Annotated in this window: 16 protein-coding genes and 2 tRNA genes; 11 read left to right on the top strand and 7 right to left on the bottom strand. The window is 68.0% G+C overall.

Annotation, left to right across the window (positions count from 1 at the left end):
• Positions 1 to 11 precede the first annotated feature (11 nt).
• Together ABZ720_RS17055 and ABZ720_RS17050 are read right to left on the bottom strand one after the other, a co-directional pair.
• The gene (locus ABZ720_RS17055; protein ID WP_366556733.1) at positions 12 to 1,553 is read right to left on the bottom strand and encodes a Y-family DNA polymerase; all 1,542 of its coding nucleotides are present in this window, start codon (positions 1,551 to 1,553) and stop codon (positions 12 to 14) included.
• Entirely contained in the window at positions 1,489 to 2,238 is a 750-nt protein-coding gene (locus tag ABZ720_RS17050) for an ImuA family protein (protein ID WP_366556732.1), read from the bottom strand. Before ABZ720_RS17050 ends, ABZ720_RS17055 begins: the two co-directional genes overlap by 65 nt.
• A gap of 123 nt (positions 2,239 to 2,361) precedes the next feature.
• On the opposite strand from ABZ720_RS17050, the gene ABZ720_RS17045 reads away from it, so the two are divergent.
• From ABZ720_RS17045 to ABZ720_RS17025, 5 genes are all read left to right on the top strand, one after another.
• Positions 2,362 to 3,096, top strand: coding sequence for a leucyl/phenylalanyl-tRNA--protein transferase (locus ABZ720_RS17045; RefSeq protein WP_366556731.1), 735 nt, complete (start codon positions 2,362 to 2,364; stop codon positions 3,094 to 3,096).
• Between the two features lie 320 nt (positions 3,097 to 3,416).
• The gene (locus ABZ720_RS17040) at positions 3,417 to 5,687 is read left to right on the top strand and encodes a putative bifunctional diguanylate cyclase/phosphodiesterase (RefSeq protein WP_366556730.1); all 2,271 of its coding nucleotides are present in this window, start codon (positions 3,417 to 3,419) and stop codon (positions 5,685 to 5,687) included.
• 223 nt (positions 5,688 to 5,910) lie between these two features.
• Complete coding sequence (locus ABZ720_RS17035) at positions 5,911 to 7,158, top strand: ABC transporter substrate-binding protein (RefSeq protein WP_366556729.1); 1,248 nt, start codon at positions 5,911 to 5,913, stop codon at positions 7,156 to 7,158.
• 189 nt (positions 7,159 to 7,347) lie between these two features.
• Complete coding sequence (locus ABZ720_RS17030; protein WP_366556728.1) at positions 7,348 to 8,784, top strand: MATE family efflux transporter; 1,437 nt, start codon at positions 7,348 to 7,350, stop codon at positions 8,782 to 8,784.
• The gene (locus ABZ720_RS17025; protein ID WP_366556727.1) at positions 8,781 to 9,527 is read left to right on the top strand and encodes a TlyA family RNA methyltransferase; all 747 of its coding nucleotides are present in this window, start codon (positions 8,781 to 8,783) and stop codon (positions 9,525 to 9,527) included. Before ABZ720_RS17030 ends, ABZ720_RS17025 begins: the two co-directional genes overlap by 4 nt.
• A gap of 248 nt (positions 9,528 to 9,775) precedes the next feature.
• Here the strand turns inward: ABZ720_RS17025 and ABZ720_RS17020 are convergent, their stop codons facing one another.
• From ABZ720_RS17020 to ABZ720_RS17010, 3 genes are all read right to left on the bottom strand, one after another.
• A complete protein-coding gene (locus tag ABZ720_RS17020; RefSeq protein WP_366556726.1) occupies positions 9,776 to 11,602 on the bottom strand; it encodes a S49 family peptidase in 1,827 nt (608 codons plus the stop codon).
• Positions 11,603 to 11,645: 43 nt separating this feature from the next.
• A complete protein-coding gene (locus tag ABZ720_RS17015; protein WP_366556725.1) occupies positions 11,646 to 12,821 on the bottom strand; it encodes a pyridoxal-phosphate-dependent aminotransferase family protein in 1,176 nt (391 codons plus the stop codon).
• 100 nt (positions 12,822 to 12,921) lie between these two features.
• Complete coding sequence (locus ABZ720_RS17010) at positions 12,922 to 13,401, bottom strand: hypothetical protein (RefSeq protein ID WP_366556724.1); 480 nt, start codon at positions 13,399 to 13,401, stop codon at positions 12,922 to 12,924.
• Positions 13,402 to 13,570: 169 nt separating this feature from the next.
• On the opposite strand from ABZ720_RS17010, the gene ABZ720_RS17005 reads away from it, so the two are divergent.
• From ABZ720_RS17005 to ABZ720_RS16995, 3 genes are all read left to right on the top strand, one after another.
• A tRNA-Val gene (locus ABZ720_RS17005) sits at positions 13,571 to 13,645 on the top strand.
• Positions 13,646 to 13,825: 180 nt separating this feature from the next.
• Positions 13,826 to 14,362: a Panacea domain-containing protein gene (locus ABZ720_RS17000; RefSeq protein ID WP_366556723.1), complete on the top strand. Its 537-nt coding sequence runs from the start codon at positions 13,826 to 13,828 to the stop codon at positions 14,360 to 14,362.
• The gene (locus tag ABZ720_RS16995; RefSeq protein ID WP_366556722.1) at positions 14,349 to 14,720 is read left to right on the top strand and encodes a hypothetical protein; all 372 of its coding nucleotides are present in this window, start codon (positions 14,349 to 14,351) and stop codon (positions 14,718 to 14,720) included. The genes ABZ720_RS17000 and ABZ720_RS16995 overlap by 14 nt, the downstream gene beginning before the upstream one ends.
• Before the next feature lie 18 nt (positions 14,721 to 14,738).
• Here ABZ720_RS16995 and ABZ720_RS16990 read toward each other — a convergent pair.
• Positions 14,739 to 14,823 (bottom strand) — tRNA-Leu (locus ABZ720_RS16990).
• Positions 14,824 to 15,166: 343 nt separating this feature from the next.
• Between ABZ720_RS16990 and ABZ720_RS16985 the strand changes: the two genes are divergently transcribed.
• From ABZ720_RS16985 to ABZ720_RS16975, 3 genes are read left to right on the top strand one after another with little or no spacing between them, the layout of a single operon-like run.
• The gene (locus ABZ720_RS16985; protein WP_366556721.1) at positions 15,167 to 16,942 is read left to right on the top strand and encodes an N-acetylglutaminylglutamine amidotransferase; all 1,776 of its coding nucleotides are present in this window, start codon (positions 15,167 to 15,169) and stop codon (positions 16,940 to 16,942) included.
• Positions 16,943 to 16,977: 35 nt separating this feature from the next.
• Entirely contained in the window at positions 16,978 to 18,660 is a 1,683-nt protein-coding gene (ngg, locus tag ABZ720_RS16980) for an N-acetylglutaminylglutamine synthetase (RefSeq protein ID WP_366556720.1), read from the top strand.
• Positions 18,661 to 18,665: 5 nt separating this feature from the next.
• Positions 18,666 to 19,901, top strand: a complete 1,236-nt coding sequence (locus ABZ720_RS16975; RefSeq protein ID WP_366556719.1) for an osmoprotectant NAGGN system M42 family peptidase — start codon at positions 18,666 to 18,668, stop codon at positions 19,899 to 19,901.
• Positions 19,902 to 19,919: 18 nt separating this feature from the next.
• Here the strand turns inward: ABZ720_RS16975 and dinB are convergent, their stop codons facing one another.
• Positions 19,920 to 21,062, bottom strand: a complete 1,143-nt coding sequence (dinB, locus tag ABZ720_RS16970) for a DNA polymerase IV (RefSeq protein ID WP_438264117.1) — start codon at positions 21,060 to 21,062, stop codon at positions 19,920 to 19,922.

The raw sequence follows: 21,062 nt of genomic DNA, 5'->3' as shown, positions 1-21,062 counted from the left end.
TCTCTTCGCCGCTACCCGAAGAGCCCATGCAGGAACCAGCGCTCGGCCTGGCAGTAGAGCCACAAGCGCCGGCCGTCCTGATCCTCAATGCGGAAATAGTCGCGCGAGCCGGCCAGGCCATCATGCCACCACTCCGCAGAAAGCCGCTCGGGACCTTCGGCGTGGGCCACCCGGTGCAAGCGCCGGCGCCAGCGAAAACGGGCCGGCACACCCTCAGCCGCCGGCGCCAGCACCTCCACCGGCTCCGGACGGGCCAGAAGGCGCAGAGGCCGCGGCGGGGCCGGGTGCCACTCTCCTGCACGTCGTGACGGCAGGGCCGGCAGGCGGGTCACCGCGCGCTCCGGCAAATGGCTTTGTCGCGGCGCCTGACAGCCGACCGCACCCGCCCCGAGCCGCAGGGTCAGCCGGTCGATCAGCAACGCCAAAGCCGCTTCCTCGGGCCCGGAGGCGGTAGACTGGCCGACCGGAGACACCGCTTCTCCGGGCAGCTCTGCCACAAGGCTCATCTGCAAGGCGCTGAGCGGCTCGACCACGCAGGCCGCCAGCGCCAGGGCATCGAGGCCGAAGCCGGGCTGCAGCCGTTCGCGCTGCTGCGCGAAGAGGCGGGCGAGATGCGCCGGCTCGCGGGTGGCGCGGCTGGTGGCCAGTTCGAGTTCCTGGCGGCTGCCCTCGGCCCGGAAGAGCGTAAGGCGCAGGTGCCGCACGCCCTGCCCGGCCGTTTCCAGCCGGCGGCACAGCCGCCCGATCAGGCAATCCACCGCACGGGCAAGGTCCTCCGCCGCGGCCAACGGCTCGCCGAAGGCCAGCCGCACCTCCTGCGGCGGCGAGGGACGGCGCGGAGACAGCGGCTCGCCCTTTTCGCCCAGCGCCTGGCGCAGACGCGCCGCCACTTCCGGCCCGAGCCGGGTCGTGAGGCTCGCCGGCGGAAGCGCCAGCAGGTCTCCGATGCGCAGCAGCCCGAAACGGGCCAGCAACTCCGCCTTGCCCGCCGGCAGACGCAGAGCCGCCAGCGGCAGCGGGGCCAGAGCCTCTCGCTGCGCGCCGGTCTCGATCCGCCGCCGATTGCTTCCCGGCTCACAGCCATGCCGGGCCAGCGCCCAGGCGGCCCCCGGCGTATCGGCCAGCCCGGCCCGCCCGGCGTAGCCCTGCTGCCGACAGCCGGCCAGCAGCGCCCGCAGCAGCGCCTCCTCGCCGCCGAAGAGATGGGCGCAGCCGGTGATGTCGAGCCAGAGCCCGGCCCCGCCGCCGGGCTGCGGCAGGCCGTCCAGGGCGACCCAGGGGGTGAAGCGCTCCGCCCAGTCTGCCAGGCGGGCCAGAGCGGCCTTGTCCTGCTGTGGCGCCGCTTCCTCGCTGCCCAGACCAGGACAGAGCGCCCGGGCCTGTGACAGGGTCATCCCCGGCAGGAGGCCGCCCGCTTCGGCCGCCGCATTGACGGCAAAGAGCAGTTCGCGCCCGCCCTCACGCTGGAACAGCGCAAAGGGCGCGCTGTCAGGCGACGCCCGCCGCCGCTCGATTGCGAAGCGGGGCAGCCAGAGCGAGATCACCCGTCGCATCGTTCCATTCCACCTCGAAACTGGCCGGCCGGCCGCCGCGACAGCGCAGCAGGTCAAGCTGCCAGCGGGCCCGTCCCACCAGATCGAAAGGCAGGCCGGGATCGCTCGGCAGGGCCGCGACCTGCCAGCGGGTCAGCGCCGGACTGCCGGCGCCCCGCTGTGTCGCGGCTGCAGCAGAGCGCTGCAGCAGGAAGCAGGGACGCCCGGCCTTCTCGGCCGCCAACTGCAGGCGGCGCGTCGCCACCGCATCCACGGCATCGACCTCGCCCACCACTCCGGCGAGGGCCGCGCACTCCAGCCCCTGCTCCAGTGCCCAGAGCAGATCCTCCCGCCGGGCCGCACAGGCCCGCAGCAGGCGCGCAGAAGACAGGCCGACCACCGCCGCAGCCGGCGCATGGAGATCGTCGGCGCGGCTGACCCAGAGCAGCCGGCCGGCGCGTGCCGCGAGCAGGCGGGCGGTGAGCAGCAGGAGAAAGCCCGTGGCCGGGCCATCATCCAGTTCGGGGTGTGCCGGGCGCACCTCATGCAAACCGGCCAGAGGCAGGCCACCGCCGGGCAACCGCCGGTCCAGCGCCACTGCCCCCAGGGACAGGGTCGCCCCACCCCTCCTGGCCCCGCCGCCCTGCTCAAGCCGGCGGATACGCGCGCGTAAGACCTCGAGATTCTCCGGCTCACTTCCTGTCATTCGCAGTCTGCATCACCCATCAATGTTCGTGATATGTTCTATTCTCGTTTTTTCCAGCGATCAAGCCCCAGGCCTTGCGTCTTCGTCGTTCCCGTCGGGCCTGTACGCGGTTAAACTGGGAACATGCGGCTTACCCCCGACCTGCTTTTACGCGCCTATGCGCTCGGCGTCTTCCCCATGGCGGAGAATCGCCAGGCAGAGGAGCTGCACTGGGTCGACCCCGATCTGCGCGGCGTGCTGCCGCTCGAAAGTGTGCACCTGCCGCGTCGCCTCCATCGCCGGCTGCGATGCAATGCTTTCCTGGTCACCTGCAACCAGGACTTTCCCGCTGTCATCCAGGCCTGCGCCGCACCCATGGAGAACCGGCCGGAAACCTGGATCAACAGCACCATCGAGCAGCTCTACAGCGAACTGCACCGCATGGGCTTTGCCCACTCCATCGAGGTCTGGCTGCCTGAAGCACCGGCCGATCCGTCAGACGCCGCCCTCACGGAAGAAAGCAGCAACGTTCCGGCAATAAACGGCCGGCGGCTGGTCGGCGGCCTTTACGGTGTCGGGCTGGGCGCGGCCTTCTTCGGGGAATCGATGTTCACCCGCGTCACCGACGCCAGCAAGGTGGCGCTGATACACCTGATCATGCGGCTGCGCCAGGGGGGATTCCAGCTTCTCGACACGCAGTTCACCACGCCGCATTTGCGCCAATTCGGCGCGATCGACCTGCCGCGCGCCCACTACAAGGCGCTGCTCGGCCGCGCCCTGCGCGAGACGGCGGTCTTCCCCGTGGAACTGAGCGAGGAGGCCTTTGCCGAGCAGTTGGCGGCCCTGCGCAGTCCAAGCGCCAAGCCGAAGTGCGACTAGAGCCGACCGTCTCTATCTCTTTAATGGGGATCGGATGGCTCTAACGAACCCTTGGCACATGACACAAGCAAAGCGGTCACAGAACACCATAAGATGAAGCCAAGTAGCACCGAATCCACTTGACCCCAAAAGCAGGACTCGTGCTATTGAGGCAAGAGAAGACCGTAGTTTAGCCAACCTCGGGTCGTGACGGCATGCCGAACCTTTCCAGGAAGCCGCACGACGGCGTTCCCCGGCGGGGCAGAAGCGTTGCGGAGCCAGAGCACGATCACCCGCAGGATTGCGACACCCCAGTCGCTTCGCCGTCAGGAACGCCCACCATGCGCCCGCACGCTCCGCTCGCCCCGGCCAACTATCAGCAGATCTTCGACCGTGCGCCCAACGCTGCGGCCATCCTCAGTCCCGATCTGACCATTCTCGACTGCAATCAGGCCTACGAGGCCGCCGGCGGCATACAGCGCGAAGCGATTATCTCCCGGCCGGTCTTCTCCACCTTCCCCGGCCACGGATCGCCGGGCGAGAAGGTCCTGCGCGCCTCCTTCGCCTACGTCATCGCCCACCGCCGGCCGCACCACATTCCACTGCTGCACTATCCGGTGACGGTGCCGCAGGCACCAGAGGGGGCCTACATCCAGGATCGCTACTGGATGATCTCCAACCTGCCGCTGCTGAACGACGAGGGCGAGCTTTGGGCCATCCTGCATCAGCCGACCGACATCACCGAACTCGCCCAGCAGCAGGAAATCCAGCCGCCGGCCGAACCGGATGATCAGACCTCTGGTGCGCGCCGAGGAACCACAGAAAGGGCGGAGGATTCGAGCCCTGCGACAAACTCACTAGAGAGTTGGGCTCGTGATGTGCAGCGGATTCTTTCGGCCGAGCGTGCGCACCTGCAACAGCTCTTCCAGCAGGCGCCGGGCTTCATCTGCGTGCTGCGCGGCCCGGAGCACATCTACGAACTGGCCAATGACGCCTACTACCAGCTCATCGGCCACCGCCGGATCATCGGTCATCCTCTGGCGCAGGTGCTGCCCGAAGTGGTCGGCCAGGGCTTCCTGGCCAAGCTCGACCGCGCCTTCACAACCGGCGAGCCCTTCATCGGCCGCGCCGTCCCGATCAAGCTGCAGCGGGTGGCCGGCGGCGGCCTGGAACAGCGCTACATCGATCTGATCTACCAGCCGATCCGCGAGCTCGAGGGCGCGATCAGCGGCATCTTCGTGCAGGGACACGACGTCACCGAAGCCCACGAACTGGCGCAGGAGGTATCCTATCAGGCCGCCCACGACTCCCTGACCGGCCTCAGCAACCGGCGCGGCCTGGCGCAGGCCATCATCGACATCGAGCGGCATCCGGGCCCGCACGCGCTGCTCTATATGGATCTGGATCACTTCAAGATCGTCAACGACCGCTGCGGCCACGCCGCCGGCGATGCGCTCCTGCAGCAGGTGGCCACCCTGCTACGCCGGTCCGTCGGCGAGAAAGTCCTGCTCGCCCGCCTGGGCGGAGACGAGTTCGCCCTGGTCCTGCGGCTGAGCGACGAGGCAGGCGCTCTCAATCTCGCCCAGCGTCTCTGTCGCGAGGTCAGGGAACTCGACTTCTTCTGGGAGGGCCAGCGCTACGGGGTGACCATCAGCATCGGCCTGGTTCTCTTCGGCCGGGACCATGGGCTGAGCTACGCCGAAGCGCTCAGTCTTGCCGACGCCGCCTGCTTTCTAGCGAAAGAGAAGGGACGCAACAGAACCCAGCTCAGCAAGCCCAGCGACATCGATATCAGCAGGCAGCAGCGGGACATGGACTGGAACAAGAGGCTGCAGGACGCCCTGCGCGAGGACAGGATCGTCCTCTTCGCCCAGTCGATTGTGCAGTTGCAGACGGATCAGATCGATGGCGTCAGGCGCTGGGAGGTGCTCACCCGCCTCCAGGAAGCCGAGGGACCCTTGATTCCACCGGACAGCTTCGTCCCCGCCGCGGAGCGCTTCGGCCTGATCACGCAGCTCGATGCCTATGTCCTGCGCCGGATCTTCGCCCTGATCGCGCAGATGCAACCGGAAGCCCGCTGCCGTGTTCGCTACTCGGTCAATCTCTCCGGCCTCACTCTTGGCTCCGCCGACTTCCTCGCCCTGGTCGACGATCTGCTTGCGGCTTTCCCCCAGGTACAGCCGGAACAGATCTGCTTCGAGGTGACGGAAACAGCCGCGATCTACAACCTGCAGCAGACCGCCACCGTCATGCAGCACCTGGTGGACCGGGGCTTCCGCTTCGCGCTGGACGATTTCGGCAGCGGCATGGCCTCCTTCTCCTACCTGAAGCAGCTGCCGGTGCATGCGGTGAAGATGGACGGCGCCTTGATCGAACGCAGCCTGACCAGTTCCACCGATGCGCTGATCGTCGAATCCATCACCCGCATCGCCCACAACATGGGGATCAGTGTGGTGGCCGAGTCCGTCGCCTCTACGGAAGCGCTCAACCATCTTCGGGCCCTGGGCGTCGACTTCGGCCAGGGCTTCCATCTGCACCCGCCGGAGCGGCTGGGCAACACCGCGGGCATGGACCAGACCTCCGACGATGACAGCAGGCAACAGGCCTCCTGACAGCCCGGCCGCCACCGCGTGGAATGCTGCGCGCAACTGTGAAGCACTGGTTGCGCGGTTTCAGACTGCTGGATAGGTTAGACCCGATCGCAGTTGAGCGGGAACAAACACCCCCCGCTCAATCGCGTGGATCGGGTCTACTTTCAAAGAGATTTGCTGCCGCGCAGGGGCTGCGGTCAGCACAAGATCGATAAACTTACACTCGGAGGAGAGCATGTCCTGGATGGTTGGTTCCCGTTTTTCGCGACGCGCAGCGCTTGGATTCGGCGTTGCCATGGCCGCTGCAGTCGCGGTCATGCAGCCCGGCACCTCCTCGGCGCAGGAGACGGTCAAGCTGGGTGCGCTGATCCCGCTCACTGGCGGCCTGCAGTCCTATGGTGAGGGATCGATGCGCGGTGTGCGCATGGCGGTGCAGCAGGTGAATGCCGCTGGTGGTCTGCTCGACGGCCGTGAGGTGGAACTGGTGGTCGGCGACACCCAGACCAGCCCACAGCCGGCGGTGGACTCGGCACAGCGACTGGTATCGGTGGAAGGCGTGGCGGGCATCGTTGGCGCACTCGGCTCCGGCAACACCATTCCGGTGGCGCAGACCGTCTCCTCGACCAACAGCATTCCGCAGATCTCCAACGCCTCGACGGCACCGGCGCTCACCACGCTGGAGGATGACGACTTCCTGTTCCGCACCGTTCCCTCGGATGCCTATCAGGGCGTGGCCCTGGCGCAGATCGCGGCCGAGGCCGGCGACACCAACGTCGCCGTGCTCTACGTCAACAACGACTATGGCGAAGGCCTGGCCGAGGCCTTCGAGGAGGCACTGACCGAGGCCGGCGGCACCGTCACCCGCTCCGAGGCTTTCGAACCGAACCAGGCCTCCTATCGCAGCGAGCTTTCCGGGCTGGCCGGCACCGGAGCCGAGGCCCTGGTGCTGATCGCCTATCCCGACGACGGCGGCCTGACCATCGTGCGCCAGTCGCTTGAGGAAGGCCTTTTCGATCGCTTCGTCTTCACCGACGGCATGAAGGCCGAGGGCCTGCTGACCGAGATCGGCGCCCAGTATCTGGAAGGGGCCTACGGCACCGCCGCCCGCGGCGTGCAGAGCGAGGCCAGCGAGCTCTGGCGTGCGGCCTACGAAGCAGAGTACGGCGAACTGCCGCCGCTGCCCTACATCGATTCCGCCTATGACGCGGCCATGATCCTGCTCCTGGCCATCGAGAAGGCGGGCAGCACCGATGGCACCGCCATTCGCGACGCCATCCGCGAGGTCTCCAACGCCCCGGGCGAAGTCATCCTTCCGGGCGAAGTGGAAAAGGCACGCGAGTTGATCGCAGCCGGCACCGACATCGACTATCTCGGCGCCGCCGGCGACCAGGAGTTCGACGAGAACGGTGACGTCTCCGGCACCTTCGAGCACTGGGCGATCCAGGACGGCGAGATCGCCACCGTGCGGGTCTTCGACCCCAGCGCCGAGTAATACAGACCGCGCAGGCTGCGGTCTGACAAGGAACCCAAGCCGGAGGCCACGGCAGGAGCCGCAGCTTCCGACAGGGGCCCGTACCGAAGCACCGGTGCGGGCCCCTTGTTTTCGTAAATGATGCTTTTCGTCATCTGGTCTGTGCTGCTGGCGCTGGGCGACCGCAGGACCCAAGGATAGAGTGACGGCATGAGCCTCCTGCGCCGCCTTCGCCCCCCTTCCCAGCGCGCTTCGCTGCCAGTTGCCCGCTCCGCTGCGGCCGAGGCCTGGCTTGTGGAACTGCGCGCCACGCTGCGGCTGGCCGGGCCGCTGGTGTTGATGCAGCTGGGCCAGGTCGGCATCCACACCACCGACGTGGTCATGATGGGGCGGCTGGGCCCGGAAGCCCTCGCGGCCGGCAGCCTGGCGATGCACTGGTTCATCCTGCCCTGGCTTTTCTGCCTGGGCGTGCTCAGTGGCGTGCCGGCCCTGGCCGCACAGGCGCTGGGCGCGCGCGACCGCCGCGGCGTCCGCCGCACCGTGCGCCAGGGACTGTGGCTGGCCATGGGACTCTCGCTGCCGGCCATGCTGCTGCTCTGGCAAACGCCGGCGCTGCTGCGTCTGGTGGGACAGGACCCGGGCCTGGCGGACACCGCCGGCGGTTATGCCCGCATGGCGCTCTGGGGCTTCGTGCCCTCCATGGGCTTTGTGGTGCTGCGCGGCTTCGTCTCCGCCCTCTCGCGGCCCGTTTCGGCCATGGTGGCCATGCTCGGCGCCGTGCTGCTCAACGCCCTGGTCAACTACGGCCTGATCTTCGGAAACTTCGGCCTGCCCCGGATGGAGGTGGCCGGCGCCGGCCTTGGCTCGGCCCTGGTGCAGACCGTCATGTTCCTTGGCATGCTGGCCTATGTGCAGCGCGAGCGACGCCTGCGGCGCTACTACCTGCTGGCCCGCTTCGGGCGCAGCGACTGGCCGCGCATGCGCGCACTGCTGCGGGTGGGCTGGCCCGTGGGGTTCATCCTGCTGTTCGAGGTGGGACTGTTCACCTCCGGCACATTCATGATGGGCTGGGTCGGCACTGCCGCCCTGGCCGCCAGCGCCGTGGCCGCCCAGTGCACCCACGTCACCTTCATGGTGCCGTTAGGGGTGGGCCAGGCGGCCTCGGTGCGCGTCGGCCTGGCCGCCGGAGGGCGCGACCCCGAAGGCGTCCGCCGGGCCGGCTGGAGCGCGCTCGCCCTGGGCACGGCTTTCATGTGTATCGCCGCGCTGGCCTTCTGGCTGCTGCCCGAAACCCTGATGGGGCTCTTCCTCGACCTCTCCGATGTCGAGAACGCCGCCGTGATCGCGCTCGGCATCCGCTTCCTGGCCGTGGCCGCGCTCTTCCAGGTGGCGGACGGCGCCCAGGTTATCGGCACTTCGGTGCTGCGCGGCCTCTCCGACACGCGTGTGCCCATGGTCTACAGCGCCGTCGGCTACTGGATCATCGGCTTCGCCTCGGCCTGGCTGCTGACCTTTCCGCTCGGCGTGGGGGGCGTCGGCATCTGGATCGGCTGGGCGCTGGGCCTGTCCGCCACCGCCATCCTGCTGGTGCGCCGCTTCGCCCGGCGTGAACGCCTGGCCCTGCTGGAGCGGGCGCAGACCTCATGAGCGAGCGCATTCGCGTCGACCGCCTGCTGCTGGATCGCGGGCTGGCGGAAAGCCGCAGCCGGGCCCAGGCCCTGATCGCCGCCGGCAAGGTGGAATGCGACGGCCGGGTCATTACCAAGCCAGGCGAGCAGCTGCCGGTCGACGCGCCGCTCGCCATCACCGGCCGCGACCACCCCTGGGTGTCGCGCGGCGGGCTCAAGCTGGCCCACGGACTGGAACACTTCGACATCGATCCACGTAACGCCGTCTGCCTCGACATCGGCGCCTCGACCGGCGGCTTCACCGACGTGCTGCTGCACCACAGCGCGCGGCGGGTCTATGCCGTCGACGTGGGCCGCGATCAGTTGGCGGCAAATCTGCGCGCCGATCCGCGGGTGGTCTCACTGGAGGGGGTCAATGCCCGCTATCTGGACGCGGCGCAGATCGGCGACGCGGTGGACCTGCTGGTCTGCGACGCCAGCTTCATCTCCCTCACCCTGCTGCTGCCCGCCGGCTTGGAACTGGTCGCCCCCGGCGGACGGCTCCTGGTTTTGGTGAAACCGCAGTTCGAGCTGGAGCGCGAGGCCCTGGGCAAGGGCGGCGTGGTGCGTGACCCGACACTGCACCAGCGCGCCTGCGCCCGGGTACGGGACTGGCTGGCCGCGCGCTCGGGCTGGGAGATCCTGGGGCTGACCGACAGCCCGATCACCGGCCCCAATGGCAATCGCGAGTTCCTGCTGGCCGCCCGGAAGCTCGGGCCGTGAGGAGAACGAGCAGGCAGTGCGACGCCGACAGGGCACACCCCGCCGTCACTGCGAGCGACCGCAGGGAGCGCGGCAGTCCAGGGCCACAGGCAGCCGCCCTAGATTGCCGCGTCGGCTTCGCCTCCTCGCAATGACAGTTGTGATAAAGGGCCCCTCCCAGACCAACCACCGTCCAGCGGAGTTAGGGGTTCGCAGTGACGGCGCTTTGGGCTTTGCCGGCGACCCATTGGAGCGAGAGTGGGACCCGATCACTCGCCTGAGCCGAGCGCCGGGGCCTGCAGCACGCTCTCGCGCGGATCGGCCGAGAAGGGTGCCAGAGCCTGCCGCAACGGGCGCAGCAGCGCCTGCAGCTCGACCAGCAGGCGCAATGCCTCGGCTTCGCCTGCGGTGCTTCCCGAAAGTTCACCCCGCAGCAGGTCCGTGAGCAGCGCCCCGAAGCCCCGCCCCCGCTCGGCGTAGTCCAGCAGCACCAGCGGCCTCTCCGGCTCCAGCCCGGCCTCGCGCGCCGCCGCCCTCGCCGCTTCGCGCAGGCCACCCAGTTCGTCCACCAGGCCGAGGGCCAGGGCCTGCTCTCCAGTGAAGACCCGGCCGCCCACCACCGCCTCGAGCGCGGCACCCTCCAGGTCTCGGCCCTCCGCCACCTTGGCGGTGAAATCGGCGTAGGTGCGGTCGAGGCTGGCCTGGAAGTGCTCCCACTGTTCGGGCGTGAAGTCCCGGTTGGTGGACCAGATGCCAGCGTTGCGCCCGGCCTGCACCCCGTCCCAGCTCAGGCCCAGGTGCGGCCAGAAGTCAGCCAGCACCGGCTTGCCGCCGGCGACGCCGATGGAGCCGGTGAGACTTCCCCCCTGAGCCAAGAGCGGCTGGCCGGCCACGGCGACATAGTAGCCGCCGCTGGCCGCAACGCTGCCCAGGGAAACTGCAACGGGCTTGCCGGCCTCGCGCACCTGCTGCACCGCGCGCCAGAGCATGTCCGAGGCCACCGGCGAGCCCCCGGGGCTGTCGATGCGCAGCACCGCGGCTGCGATCTCTTCGTCCTCGGCAACTGCCCGCAACTGCCCGACCAAGGCCTCGGCACCGGTCACCCCCGGCGCCAGCCCTTCGGTCTCACCGCCCAGGCGCAGCGGCCCCTCGAGATAGAGCAGCGCAATCGTCGCGGCATCGGCTGCCGGTTCCGGTGCGCCGTCCAGGTAGTCCTGCACCCCGACCAGGCCTGCAGCGTCCCCGGCCGCCTCCCCGGCTGCATCCAGGGCCGCGGCCTCGAAGCGGTCGCGATAGTCGAGACGATCCACCAGACCGGCCTCCAGCGCCGCCTCGGCGGTGTATGGACCCGCATTGATCCGGTCCGCGGCTTCGGCGGGACTCAGGCCGCGCCCCTCAGCCACGGCGGCGGCAAGCTGCTCGTAGTGCGAGTCGACCACTGCCTGCAGATTCTCGCGTACCGGCTCAGCGAGCTCGCGCCGATTCGCCAGATCGACCAGCCCCTTCCAGTCCTCGCGCTGGTCCGCCTGCACCCGCAGGTCCCAGTCGTCGAGCAGATCGCGCAGGAAGGGCTGCTCCAGGTGATAGCCCAGCAGATCGAGGTCACCCGAGGGCTGCAGCCAGATCTCCTCCAGGCCCGTGGCAAGGTGGTAGTGCTCGTTGCCGTCGCCGGCCTCACCGAAACTCTCGGCAAAGCCCATGGCGAAGCGTCCCGACTCGCGGAAGCGAAGGAGCGCGCCGCGCATCTCCTGCGCCTGTGCCGGCGACAGCGCGCCATAGCCCAAGCGCAGCGCCACCCCTTCAACCCGCGGATCCTCGGCGCCGCGCTCCAGCGCTTCCAGAACCTGGTTCAGGCTGGGGGTGCCGTCGAGACCCGGCAGCCCCAAGGGCCCCTGGCTCGGGCCTTCGCGCAAGCCCTCGGCGGTGTCGAGAGTGAGCACCATGCGCTCGGGCAAGCCGTCGTCATCGGCCAGGCGCCAGTCGCGCACCTCCTGCCAGAAGAACCAGAGGCCGATGGCGACCACGACCAGCACCAGTCCCAGGGTGGCCAGCAGCGCCACCAGGGACTTCAGCAGGAAGAGCAGGATCCGGTCCACGTCAGTCCCTTCCCGTCCGGCCGCTGCAGGCTGAGCCGCTCATTCAGGCAGCGCTCGTTTCTGCAAGGTGGCTCAGGGCGGTCTGCACGCCGCCGCGCTGATGCGGCACGCCGGCCAGGCCCAGGCCCATCTCCACGCCCGACAGGGTGCCGGCGAGGGTCAGATCATTGAAGTCGCCCAGATGGCCGATGCGGAAGACCTTGTCGGCCAGCCGGCCCAGCCCGGCGCCCAGCGACATGTCGAACCGCTCCAGGATCGTCTGCCGCAGCGCGTCCGCGGAGTGCCCTTCGGGTACGAGGACGGCGGTCAGGCAGTTGGAATGCTCCGCGGGATTGCGGCAGAGCACCTCAAGACCCCAGGCCTGCACCGCCCGACGGGTCGCCTCGCCGTGGCGGGCGTGGCGGGCGAAAACCTGCTCCAGCCCCTCCTCCTGCAGCATGGCAAGCGCCTCGCGCAGGCCGTAGAGCAGGTTTGTCGCCGGGGTGTAGGGGAAGAAGCCGCGGGCGTTCGGCCCCAGCATCTCCTCCCAGCGCCAGTAGGACCGGGGCAGCCCGGCCTGCTTGGAGGCGGTCAGCGCCTTCTCGCTCACGGCATTGAAGGAGAGGCCCGGCGGCAGCATCAGCCCCTTCTGGGAGCCGGCCACGGTGACGTCCACGCCCCATTCGTCGTGGCGATAGTCGATCGAGCCGAGCGAAGAAATGGTGTCCACCAACAGCAGCGCACCATGTTCGGCGCGGTCCATGGCCCGGCGCAGGCCGGGAATGTCGCTGGTGACGCCGGTGGAGGTCTCGTTGTGCACGGCGCAGACCGCCTTGATCGCGCCCTCCCGGTCTTCCGTCAGGCGCGCTTCCACCTGCGCCACGTCCACACCGCTGCGCCAGTCGCCGGGCAGCAGTTCCACCTCCAGCCCCAGGCGCTCGGCCAGCTGCTTCCAGAGCGTTGCGAACTGCCCCGTCTCGAACATCAGCACCCGGTCGCCGGCGGAGAGCGTGTTGACCAGCGCCGCCTCCCAGGCCCCAGTACCCGATGCGGGATAGATGACGACCGGGCCCCGTGTGCCGAACACCGGCTTCAGCCCCTCCAGCACCTCGGCCCCGAGGCGGGCAAAGTCCGGCCCGCGGTGATCGATGGTGGGCGCGTCGATGGCCCGCAGCACCCGATCCGGCACGTTGGTGGGACCGGGAATCTGCAGAAAATGGCGACCGCTGTGATAGGTCATGGGGGCTGGTCCTCGAACTGTCTCTCACCCTTTGCGTGCGGACATTCAATGCATGTCCGCCCCGCCACGGCAAGCCGGGCCAGCGGCCGCGCGCCCCCGCTCAGAGTTCGAGGCTGTTGCCCTCGTTCAGCCCCACGACCAGCCAGTCACAGCGTCCGCCCTCGGCACAAAAGGCGAGGATACCCTCGGGCGTAGCCACGAAGGAGCCGCAGCGTTCGTCATTGCTGTCGCCCAATTGGTGGCAGAAACGCTCCTCCTCGACGCGCCAGGAACCGGCCATCACCTCGGTGGCGCGCCGCTCGCGCTGTCGCTGGCTGCCCGAGGGGTCATAGTAGGAGGCAAAGAGTTGCGGCGTGCCGCCCACCGGCTCCCAGAAGGCGGTGTTGCCGGCAAGGTGGCTGCGCACCTCCTCGCTGCTCACCTCCTCCATGCCTTCGCCGGCGAGCAGCTCCGCCTTGGTCATGGTGCCGGCGCCCTGGGGCGAGGGTTCGGAAGAGGCGGAATCCCCCTCCCCTGTGGTCTGGCAGGCCCCCAGCAGCAGCGCCGTACCGAGGGCGAAAATCGTGAGACCGAGCTTCATGCAAACCTTCCTTAATCCATGCGTCCTTCGCGCCGTCCTTGACCGCTTTCCGGCACCGGAAGATGCCGCCGGGCCGGGCGCGACGCGGGTCTTGCCAAAGGCCAAACCCGATGCTACTCACCTGCCGCGCCGCCGGGAACCCCGCAGTCCCGAAATTCGGCGCAGGTAAGGGCGCGTAGCTCAGCGGGAGAGCACTACGTTGACATCGTAGGGGTCGCTGGTTCAATCCCAGCCGCGCCCACCACCTAACTTCCTGAAAAATCGGCCACATCAAAGCTACCGATCAGGCAGTTCAAGAATCCCCTTTTTCCGTGTCACCACGACGTCAGCAAGACGCACGCGCAACAGCATATTTAGGACGCTCTATGGCCTCAAGATTGAGTGAGGAAGGCGACGCTGGTATAAGGGCGAGGGAGAAATTTGCATGCTGCGATTTCCGTTTGACGAGAAAAAAGCTCTGGAGGCCGTGGTCCTGGTCGCGAAGGCTTGGCCGGGCATCACCCCTTTTTATGCCGCAAAGATCTTTTTCCTCGCCGACAAGAACCATCTAAGCCGGTACGGCCGCCCGGTTGTCGGAGATCGCTACATCGCGATGCAGAACGGTCCGGTGCCCTCGGTCATCTACGACTGGTTCAAGGGCAACCTCGATCTCATGGAGGACCCTGCGGCCATCAGCGACGCTGTCGAGTTCAATCACAATAGGCGTCCCCCCACTGCCACAGCTAAGCGTGCCGCCGATCTCTCATACTTCTCACCGTCGGACGTGGCCGCGCTCGAGCAGGCCGTCGCCTTTTGCCGCGGGAAAGACTTCGGCTATCTCTCGTCGGTCACCCACCGTGACCCCTCCTGGCAGGCAGCAAACCTGAACTGCGAAATGGATCCACTGCTGATGATCGAGGGCGATCAGCGCGAAAGCCTCGTTCTAGTGGCTGAGGAATTTGCGCAGTATGGCGTCGCTTGAGGTAGGTCATGTCTACGTGGTCAGAACCACGCTGAACAAGCCTCTGCCCAAGGACAAGATAACCATCTGCGTCGCCGCGGGAGAAAACTACTTCCTCTGGTTCAATACCAAACCGCAGCCGCACGGCTTCGGTCAACTTCCTTGCACGGCCGAAGACCACCCCGCACTCAGCCACGACTGTTATCTCGACCTCTCCAGGTTGACCTGCTTCTCGCCCAACGAGATCGCGACGGCTCGTCATCGGGGAACGATATCGGATGCCTTGCGCGAACGAATCGTGCAGATGGTGGAGGCGGGCATCGAGACACTGCCTACACGTCATGCCCAATTGATCCGGGATGCGTTCTCTCGGCGCTGAAGCCGGCCGAACAGGTCTTGGTGCCCCTGGAGGGACTCGAACCCCCACTCCTCTCGGAACGCGATTTTGAGTCGCGCGCGTCTACCGGTTCCGCCACAGGGGCCGAACACCAAGCGGGCCGCAGTCTAATCGAGGCGCGGGCCAATGCAAGCAACAGGTGGCGGGGCGCGGGGGCCGGGAGCGGTCGCGCTGATCGAGGTACATGCGGCTCCATCGATCGGCCTTTTACTGTCATAACAATGACTTCGCTCGGGCCTGCGCACTGAAGCAAGCGCGCTTTTCCCTTGAAACATTCCTGCCTCTGCCTACTTCTTCCCCACATCGCTTGCTTGAGAAACAGAAAATCTCGGGGCCGCGGCGGAACATCGGCCGGGCAAGAGGGAGACTTTACGCGCCCGCCCTCATTTCGGTGGCGCCCCACACGAAAGGAGCAGACCGCCGAACCCATGTGTGGAATTGTCGGTGAGATTCGTTTTGACGGCGCCGAGGCCAACCTCGCGCGCGTCCATGCCATGTCCGAACACATCGCCAGGCGCGGGCCAGACGCCCTGGGCGTCTATTCCCAGCGCGGGCTGGCTGTCGCCCACCGGCGGCTGAAAATCATCGACCACGCGGAGCGCTCCCAGCAGCCGATGCTCGACCCCCAACTGGGGCTGGGCGTCGTCTACAACGGCGCAATCTACAACTTCGCCGAGCTCAAGCAGGAGCTGGAGGGCTTCGGTTACCACTTCTTCACCAACGGCGACACCGAGGTCATCCTCAAGGCCTATCACGCCTGGGGCCGCGACTGCGTGACCCGCTTCGCCGGCATGTTCGCCTTCTGCCTCTGGGAGCGGGACTCGGGTCGCGTCCTGCTGGCGCGCGACCGCCTGGGCATCAAGCCGCTCTATCTCTCGGAAGTGCCCGGCGGCCTGCGTTTCGCCTCCAACCTGCCGGCCCTGGCCAAGAGCGGCGGCGTCGACACCAGCGTCGACCCCGAGGCGCTGAACCACTACATGAGCTTCCATGCCGTGGTGCCGGCGCCCTGGACCATCCTCAAGGGCGTGCGCAAGCTGCCGCCCGCAACCACCCTGCAGATCGAGCCCGACGGCACGCGCGACCAGCGCTCCTACTGGGAGCTCTCCTTCGGCCCGCAGCCGGGGGACGAGTCCCTCAGCGAGCGCGACTGGCAGGATCTGGTGCTGGAAAAGATGCGCGCGGCGGTCAAGCGGCGTCTCGTCGCCGACACCCCCGTCGGCGTGCTGCTCTCCGGCGGCGTGGACTCCTCGCTGGTGGTCGGCCTGCTGGCCGAGGCAGGCCAGAGCGGCCTGCAGACCTTCTCCGTCGGCTTCGAGACCGTGGGCGAGGAGGTCGGTGACGAGTTCATGTACTCGGACATCATCGCCGAGCGCTATGGCACCAACCATCACAAGATCTTCGTCGATAGCCGCGAGCGGCTGCTGCCCAGCCTGCCCGACTGCATCGCCTCCATGTCGGAGCCCATGGTCAGCCACGACGCCATCGGCTTCTTCCTGCTCTCGCAGGAGGTCTCGAAGCATGTGCGGGTGGTCCAGTCCGGCCAGGGTGCCGACGAGATCTTCGGCGGCTATCACTGGTATCCGCCGATGCTGGAGAGCCGGGACCCGGTGGCCGACTATGCTCGCGTCTTTTTCGACCGCGACCATCGCGGCTTCGCCGAGGCGGTGAACCCGGAACTGGTCGGCGAGGACCATGCCCGGCGCTTCGTCGAGGAGCACTTCGCCCGCGCCCGGGCCAGCCGGCCGGTGGACAAGGCGCTGCACATCGACACCACGGTGATGCTGGTGGACGATCCGGTGAAGCGGGTCGACAACATGACCATGGCCTGGGGCCTGGAGGCGCGCGTGCCCTTCCTGGACCACGAGCTCGTGGAACTGGCCGCGCGCATCCCGGCGGAGCAGAAGATCCGCGAGGGCGGCAAGTACGTCCTCAAGGAAGCCTCGCGCCAGGTGATCCCCGAAGCGGTGATCGACCGTCCCAAGGGCTACTTCCCGGTCCCGGCGCTCAAGTACCTGGAGGGTGAGGCGCTGAACTTCGTGCGCGGCGTACTCGACGACCCGCAGGCCCGCAGCCGCGGCCTCTTCCGGGAGGACTACGTGCAGCAGTTGCTCCAGGCCCCCAGCGAACACATCACGCCGCTTGGCGGCTCGAAGCTGTGGCAGATCGCCCTGCTCGAGTCGTGGATGCAAACCCACGAACTGTGAGCCCCTCCGCCATGCAGGATGAGGAAGACGAGGTCATGCTTCCGCGTAGTGAAATGGTCGCCCGCCATCAGCCACCCCCGACGCAGAGCGACATCATTCTCGACTGCGGCTGGGGCCGGCTGCTTTTCGCCCAGACCTTCGCCGATGGGGAAGCGCTGCTGGACGCGCTGCTCAGCGAGGAGGAAGGCCGCCGCGACATCGCCTTCTATGTGGACGATCCGCATGTACTGCTGTCGCGCCGACCGCAGCAGATCTTCCTCGACCCCTCCCACACCTACCGCCTCGACCTGCACCGGGAACTGCCGGAGGAGCGCGATCCCCCCTTCGTCATCCGGCCGCTGGAAAGCCTCGCCGATGCCGAGGCGCTCAACCACTGCTATGCCCGGCGCGGCATGGTGGAGGTCGACCGGGACTTCCTGCTCGCCTGCCGCGGCGACGAGCGCTATCTGCACCTGGTGGCCTGCGATGCGGCCTCCGGCGAGGTTCTGGGCACGGTCACCGGCATCGACCATGAGGCGGCTTTCGGCGACCCGGAGCGCGGCTCCAGCCTCTGGTGCCTGGCGGTGGACAGCCAGGCGCCCTATCCGGGCATCGGTGTGTCGCTCGTGCTGGATCTCGCCCGGCGTCTGAAGGCGCGCGGGCGCGCCTTCGTCGACCTATCGGTGCTCTACGACAACAGTGAGGCCATCGCGCTTTACGAGAAGCTGGGCTTCTATCCTGTGCAGCGCTTTGCGCTGAAGACCCGCAACTCCATCAACGAGAAGCTCTACATCGGCCCGCCGCCGGAAGAGACCCTCAACCCCTATGCCCGCATCATCGTCGACGAGGCGCGCCGCCGCGGCATCGCCGTGGAGATCCTGGATGCCGAGGGCGGCTTCTTCCGCCTGACCCACGGCGGCCGCTCCATCGTCTGCCGGGAATCGCTGTCGGAACTGACCACCGCCGTGGCCATGAGCCGCTGCGACGACAAGGCGGTCACGCACCGCATCCTGGCGGGTGAAGGCCTGAAGGTACCGGCGCAGCAGAAGGCGGGCACGCCGGAGGAGAACGCGGCCTTCCTCAAGAAGCACGGCCGGGTGGTGGTCAAGCCCCTGCGCGGCGAGCAGGGCCAGGGCGTGGCCGTGGACCTGCAGCGGGCGACGGATGTGGAAGCCGCCGTCGCCACCGCGCGTCAGCACTGCGACACCGTGCTGCTCGAGCAGTTCGTCGAAGGCCAGGACCTGCGCATCATCGTCATCAACTTCCAGGTCGTCGCTGCGGCGGTGCGGCGACCGGCGGAGGTCATCGGCACCGGGCGGCACAGCGTGGCGCAGCTGATCGAAAAGCAGAGCCGACGCCGCGAGGCCGCCACCCAGGGCGAAAGCCACATCCCCCTGGACGAGGAGACCGAGCGTTGCGTCAAGGCGGCCGGCCACATCATGGAATCCGTGCTGCCCGAGGGGGAAACCCTCGTGGTGCGCAAGGCCGCAAACCTGCACACCGGCGGCACGATCCACGACGTCACCGAGCAGCTGCATCCCGAACTGGAGGAGGCGGCTGTCCAGGCGGCGCGGGCGCTGGACATTCCCGTGGTGGGCCTCGACTTCCTGGTGCCCAGCCCGGAAGGCAGCGACTATGTGATCATCGAGGCCAACGAGCGTCCCGGGCTGGCCAACCACGAGCCGGCACCCACCGCACAACGCTTCATGGACTTACTGTTCCCTCATCTGGCAAGCTAGGGTCCATGGACCTACACCAGATACCCACCGGCTTCAGCCAAGACCTGCCGCAAGCCCTTCCCATCGACATGGACTACCTCCAGCAGGTGATGCTCGCCCTGCTGGAGCTGCCCAGCCCCACCGGCTACACCGACCAGGTGGTGCACTGGACCTGCGAGGAGCTTGAGCGCCTGGGGGTCGAATTCGAACTGACCCGCCGCGGCGCCATCCGCGCCAACATCCAGGGCAGCCGCCGCGCCCCGGACCGGGCCATCGTGGCGCACCTGGACACCATCGGGGCCATGGTCTCCGGCCTGAAAGACAATGGCCGGCTGGTCATCACGCCCATCGGCACCTGGTCGAGCCGCTTTGCCGAGGGCGCGCGGGTCACTGTCTATACCGATCAGGGCTCGCGCAGCGGCACCATCGTCCCACTCCTGGCGTCCGGCCATGCCTTCGACACCGCCGTCGACACCCAGCCGGTCACCTGGGACCAGGTGGAACTGCGCCTCGACGAGCAGGTCTACTCCCGCACCGATTTGGAGATGCTGGGCCTGGCGGTGGGCGACTTTGTCGCCGTGGACGCCAACCCACGCGTCACGCCGGCCGGCTTCATCGATTCCCGCCACCTTGACGACAAGGCCGGCGTGGCCTGCCTGCTGGCCGCGGTCAAGGCGGTGATGGACTCCGGCGTGGTGCTGCCGGTGGACTGCCATCCGCTCTTCACCATCTCCGAGGAGGTGGGGGTCGGCGCCTCGGCGGTGCTGCACCAGGACGTGGCCGAGATGGTCGCCATCGACACCGCGCCCCAGGCGCCGGGGCAGGAGTCGATCGAGACCCGGGTCACCATCGGCATGCGCGACTCCTCCGGGCCTTTCGACTGGCACCTGACGCGCAAGCTGATCGCGCTGTCCCAGGTCAACTCCATCGCCCATGTGCGCGACGTCTTCCGCTTCTATCGCTGCGACGCGGCAGCGGCCCTGGAGGCGGGCAACGACATCCGCACCGCCATCGTCTGCTTCGGCACCGACGCGACCCACGGCTATGAGCGCACGCACCTGCACGCCCTGGAAGGCGTCGCGCGCCTGCTCTCCGCCTACATGCAGGCTCCGCCGGTCTCCTCCAGCGACCAGCGCAAGCTGGCCCATCGCGAGGACTTCAACCAGCAGCCCATGGAAGAGGCCGGGGAACACCCGGACCCCGGCCCGGAAGCCGCCACCGCCCAGACCGAGCCCTACCCCGAGGCCTGGCGCAACAGCTGAGGCTGTCAGCCCCGAACCTCATAGCGGCAGCAATCCCTCCCTGTCGGTGTCTTCGGCAGGCGTGAGCAGGGATGAAAGCGTCACCCCCAGCAGGCGCACGCCCTTGGGCACCGGCAGCAGGGCCGAAAGCAGGGCGACGCTGACCGCTTCCAGTTCCTCGCGGTTCGCCACCGGCTGCAGCAGCGTGCGGCTGCGGGTGATCTGGCGGAAATCGGCGTACTTCACCTTCAAGGTCACGGTGCGCCCGCGCAGGCCCGCCTGTTCGCAGTGTTTCCAGACCTTGTCCAGGATCGGCTGCAGGGCCGCCCGCAGGTCCTCCGGGGTGTAGAGGTCCTCGAAGAAGGTGTTCTCCGCGCCCAGGGATTTGCGCACCCGATCCGGTTTCACCGGTCGACGGTCGATGCCGCGGGAAATCCAGTAGTAGTGCGGCCCGGCCTTGCCGAAATGCGCCTGCAGGAAGGCGAGGCTGCAGCCGCGCAGATCGCGGCCGCTGTGCAGGCCCAGCCCCTGCATCTTCGCCGTGGTGGCCGGACCGACGCCGTGAAAGCGCCCCACCGGAAGCTCCTCGACGAAAGCCGGGCCCTCGGCCGGCGTGATCACGAAGAGCCCGTCGGGCTTGCGCTGGTCGGAGGCAAGTTTGGCCAGGAATTTGTTGTAGGAGACCCCGGCCGAGGCGGTCAGCCCGGTCTCTGCCCGAATGGCAGCACGGATCGCCTGAGCGATGTGGGTCGCGGAAGGCAGGCCTTTCAGGTTTTCGGTCACGTCGAGATAGGCCTCGTCCAGGGACAAGGGCTCGATCAGGGGCGTGTAGCGGGCGAAGATCTCACGGATCTCCCGCGAAATCGCGCGGTAGACCTCGAAGCGCGGCTTGACGAAAATCAGCTCCGGACATTTGCGCCGCGCCGTGACCGAGGGCATGGCCGAACGTACGCCATAGCGGCGCGCCTCATAGCTGGCGGCGGCCACCACCCCGCGCTCGCGTGCACCGCCCACCGCCACGGGACGACCGCGCAGGCCCCGATCGTCGCGCTGCTCCACCGAAGCGTAGAAGGCGTCCATGTCGATGTGGATGATCTTGCGCAGCGGCTCTGCCTGACCTTGAGCCGCGTTACCCTGCTCTGCTGCCGCCTGTTGCTGCGTCACCGTCGTTGCGCCCGCCAC

The sequence above is a fragment of the Aquibaculum sediminis genome (genome assembly GCF_040712085.1).
Classification (GTDB): domain Bacteria; phylum Pseudomonadota; class Alphaproteobacteria; order Kiloniellales; family DSM-21159; genus Aquibaculum; species Aquibaculum sediminis.
This window is presented reverse-complemented; position numbering and strand designations above follow the sequence as displayed.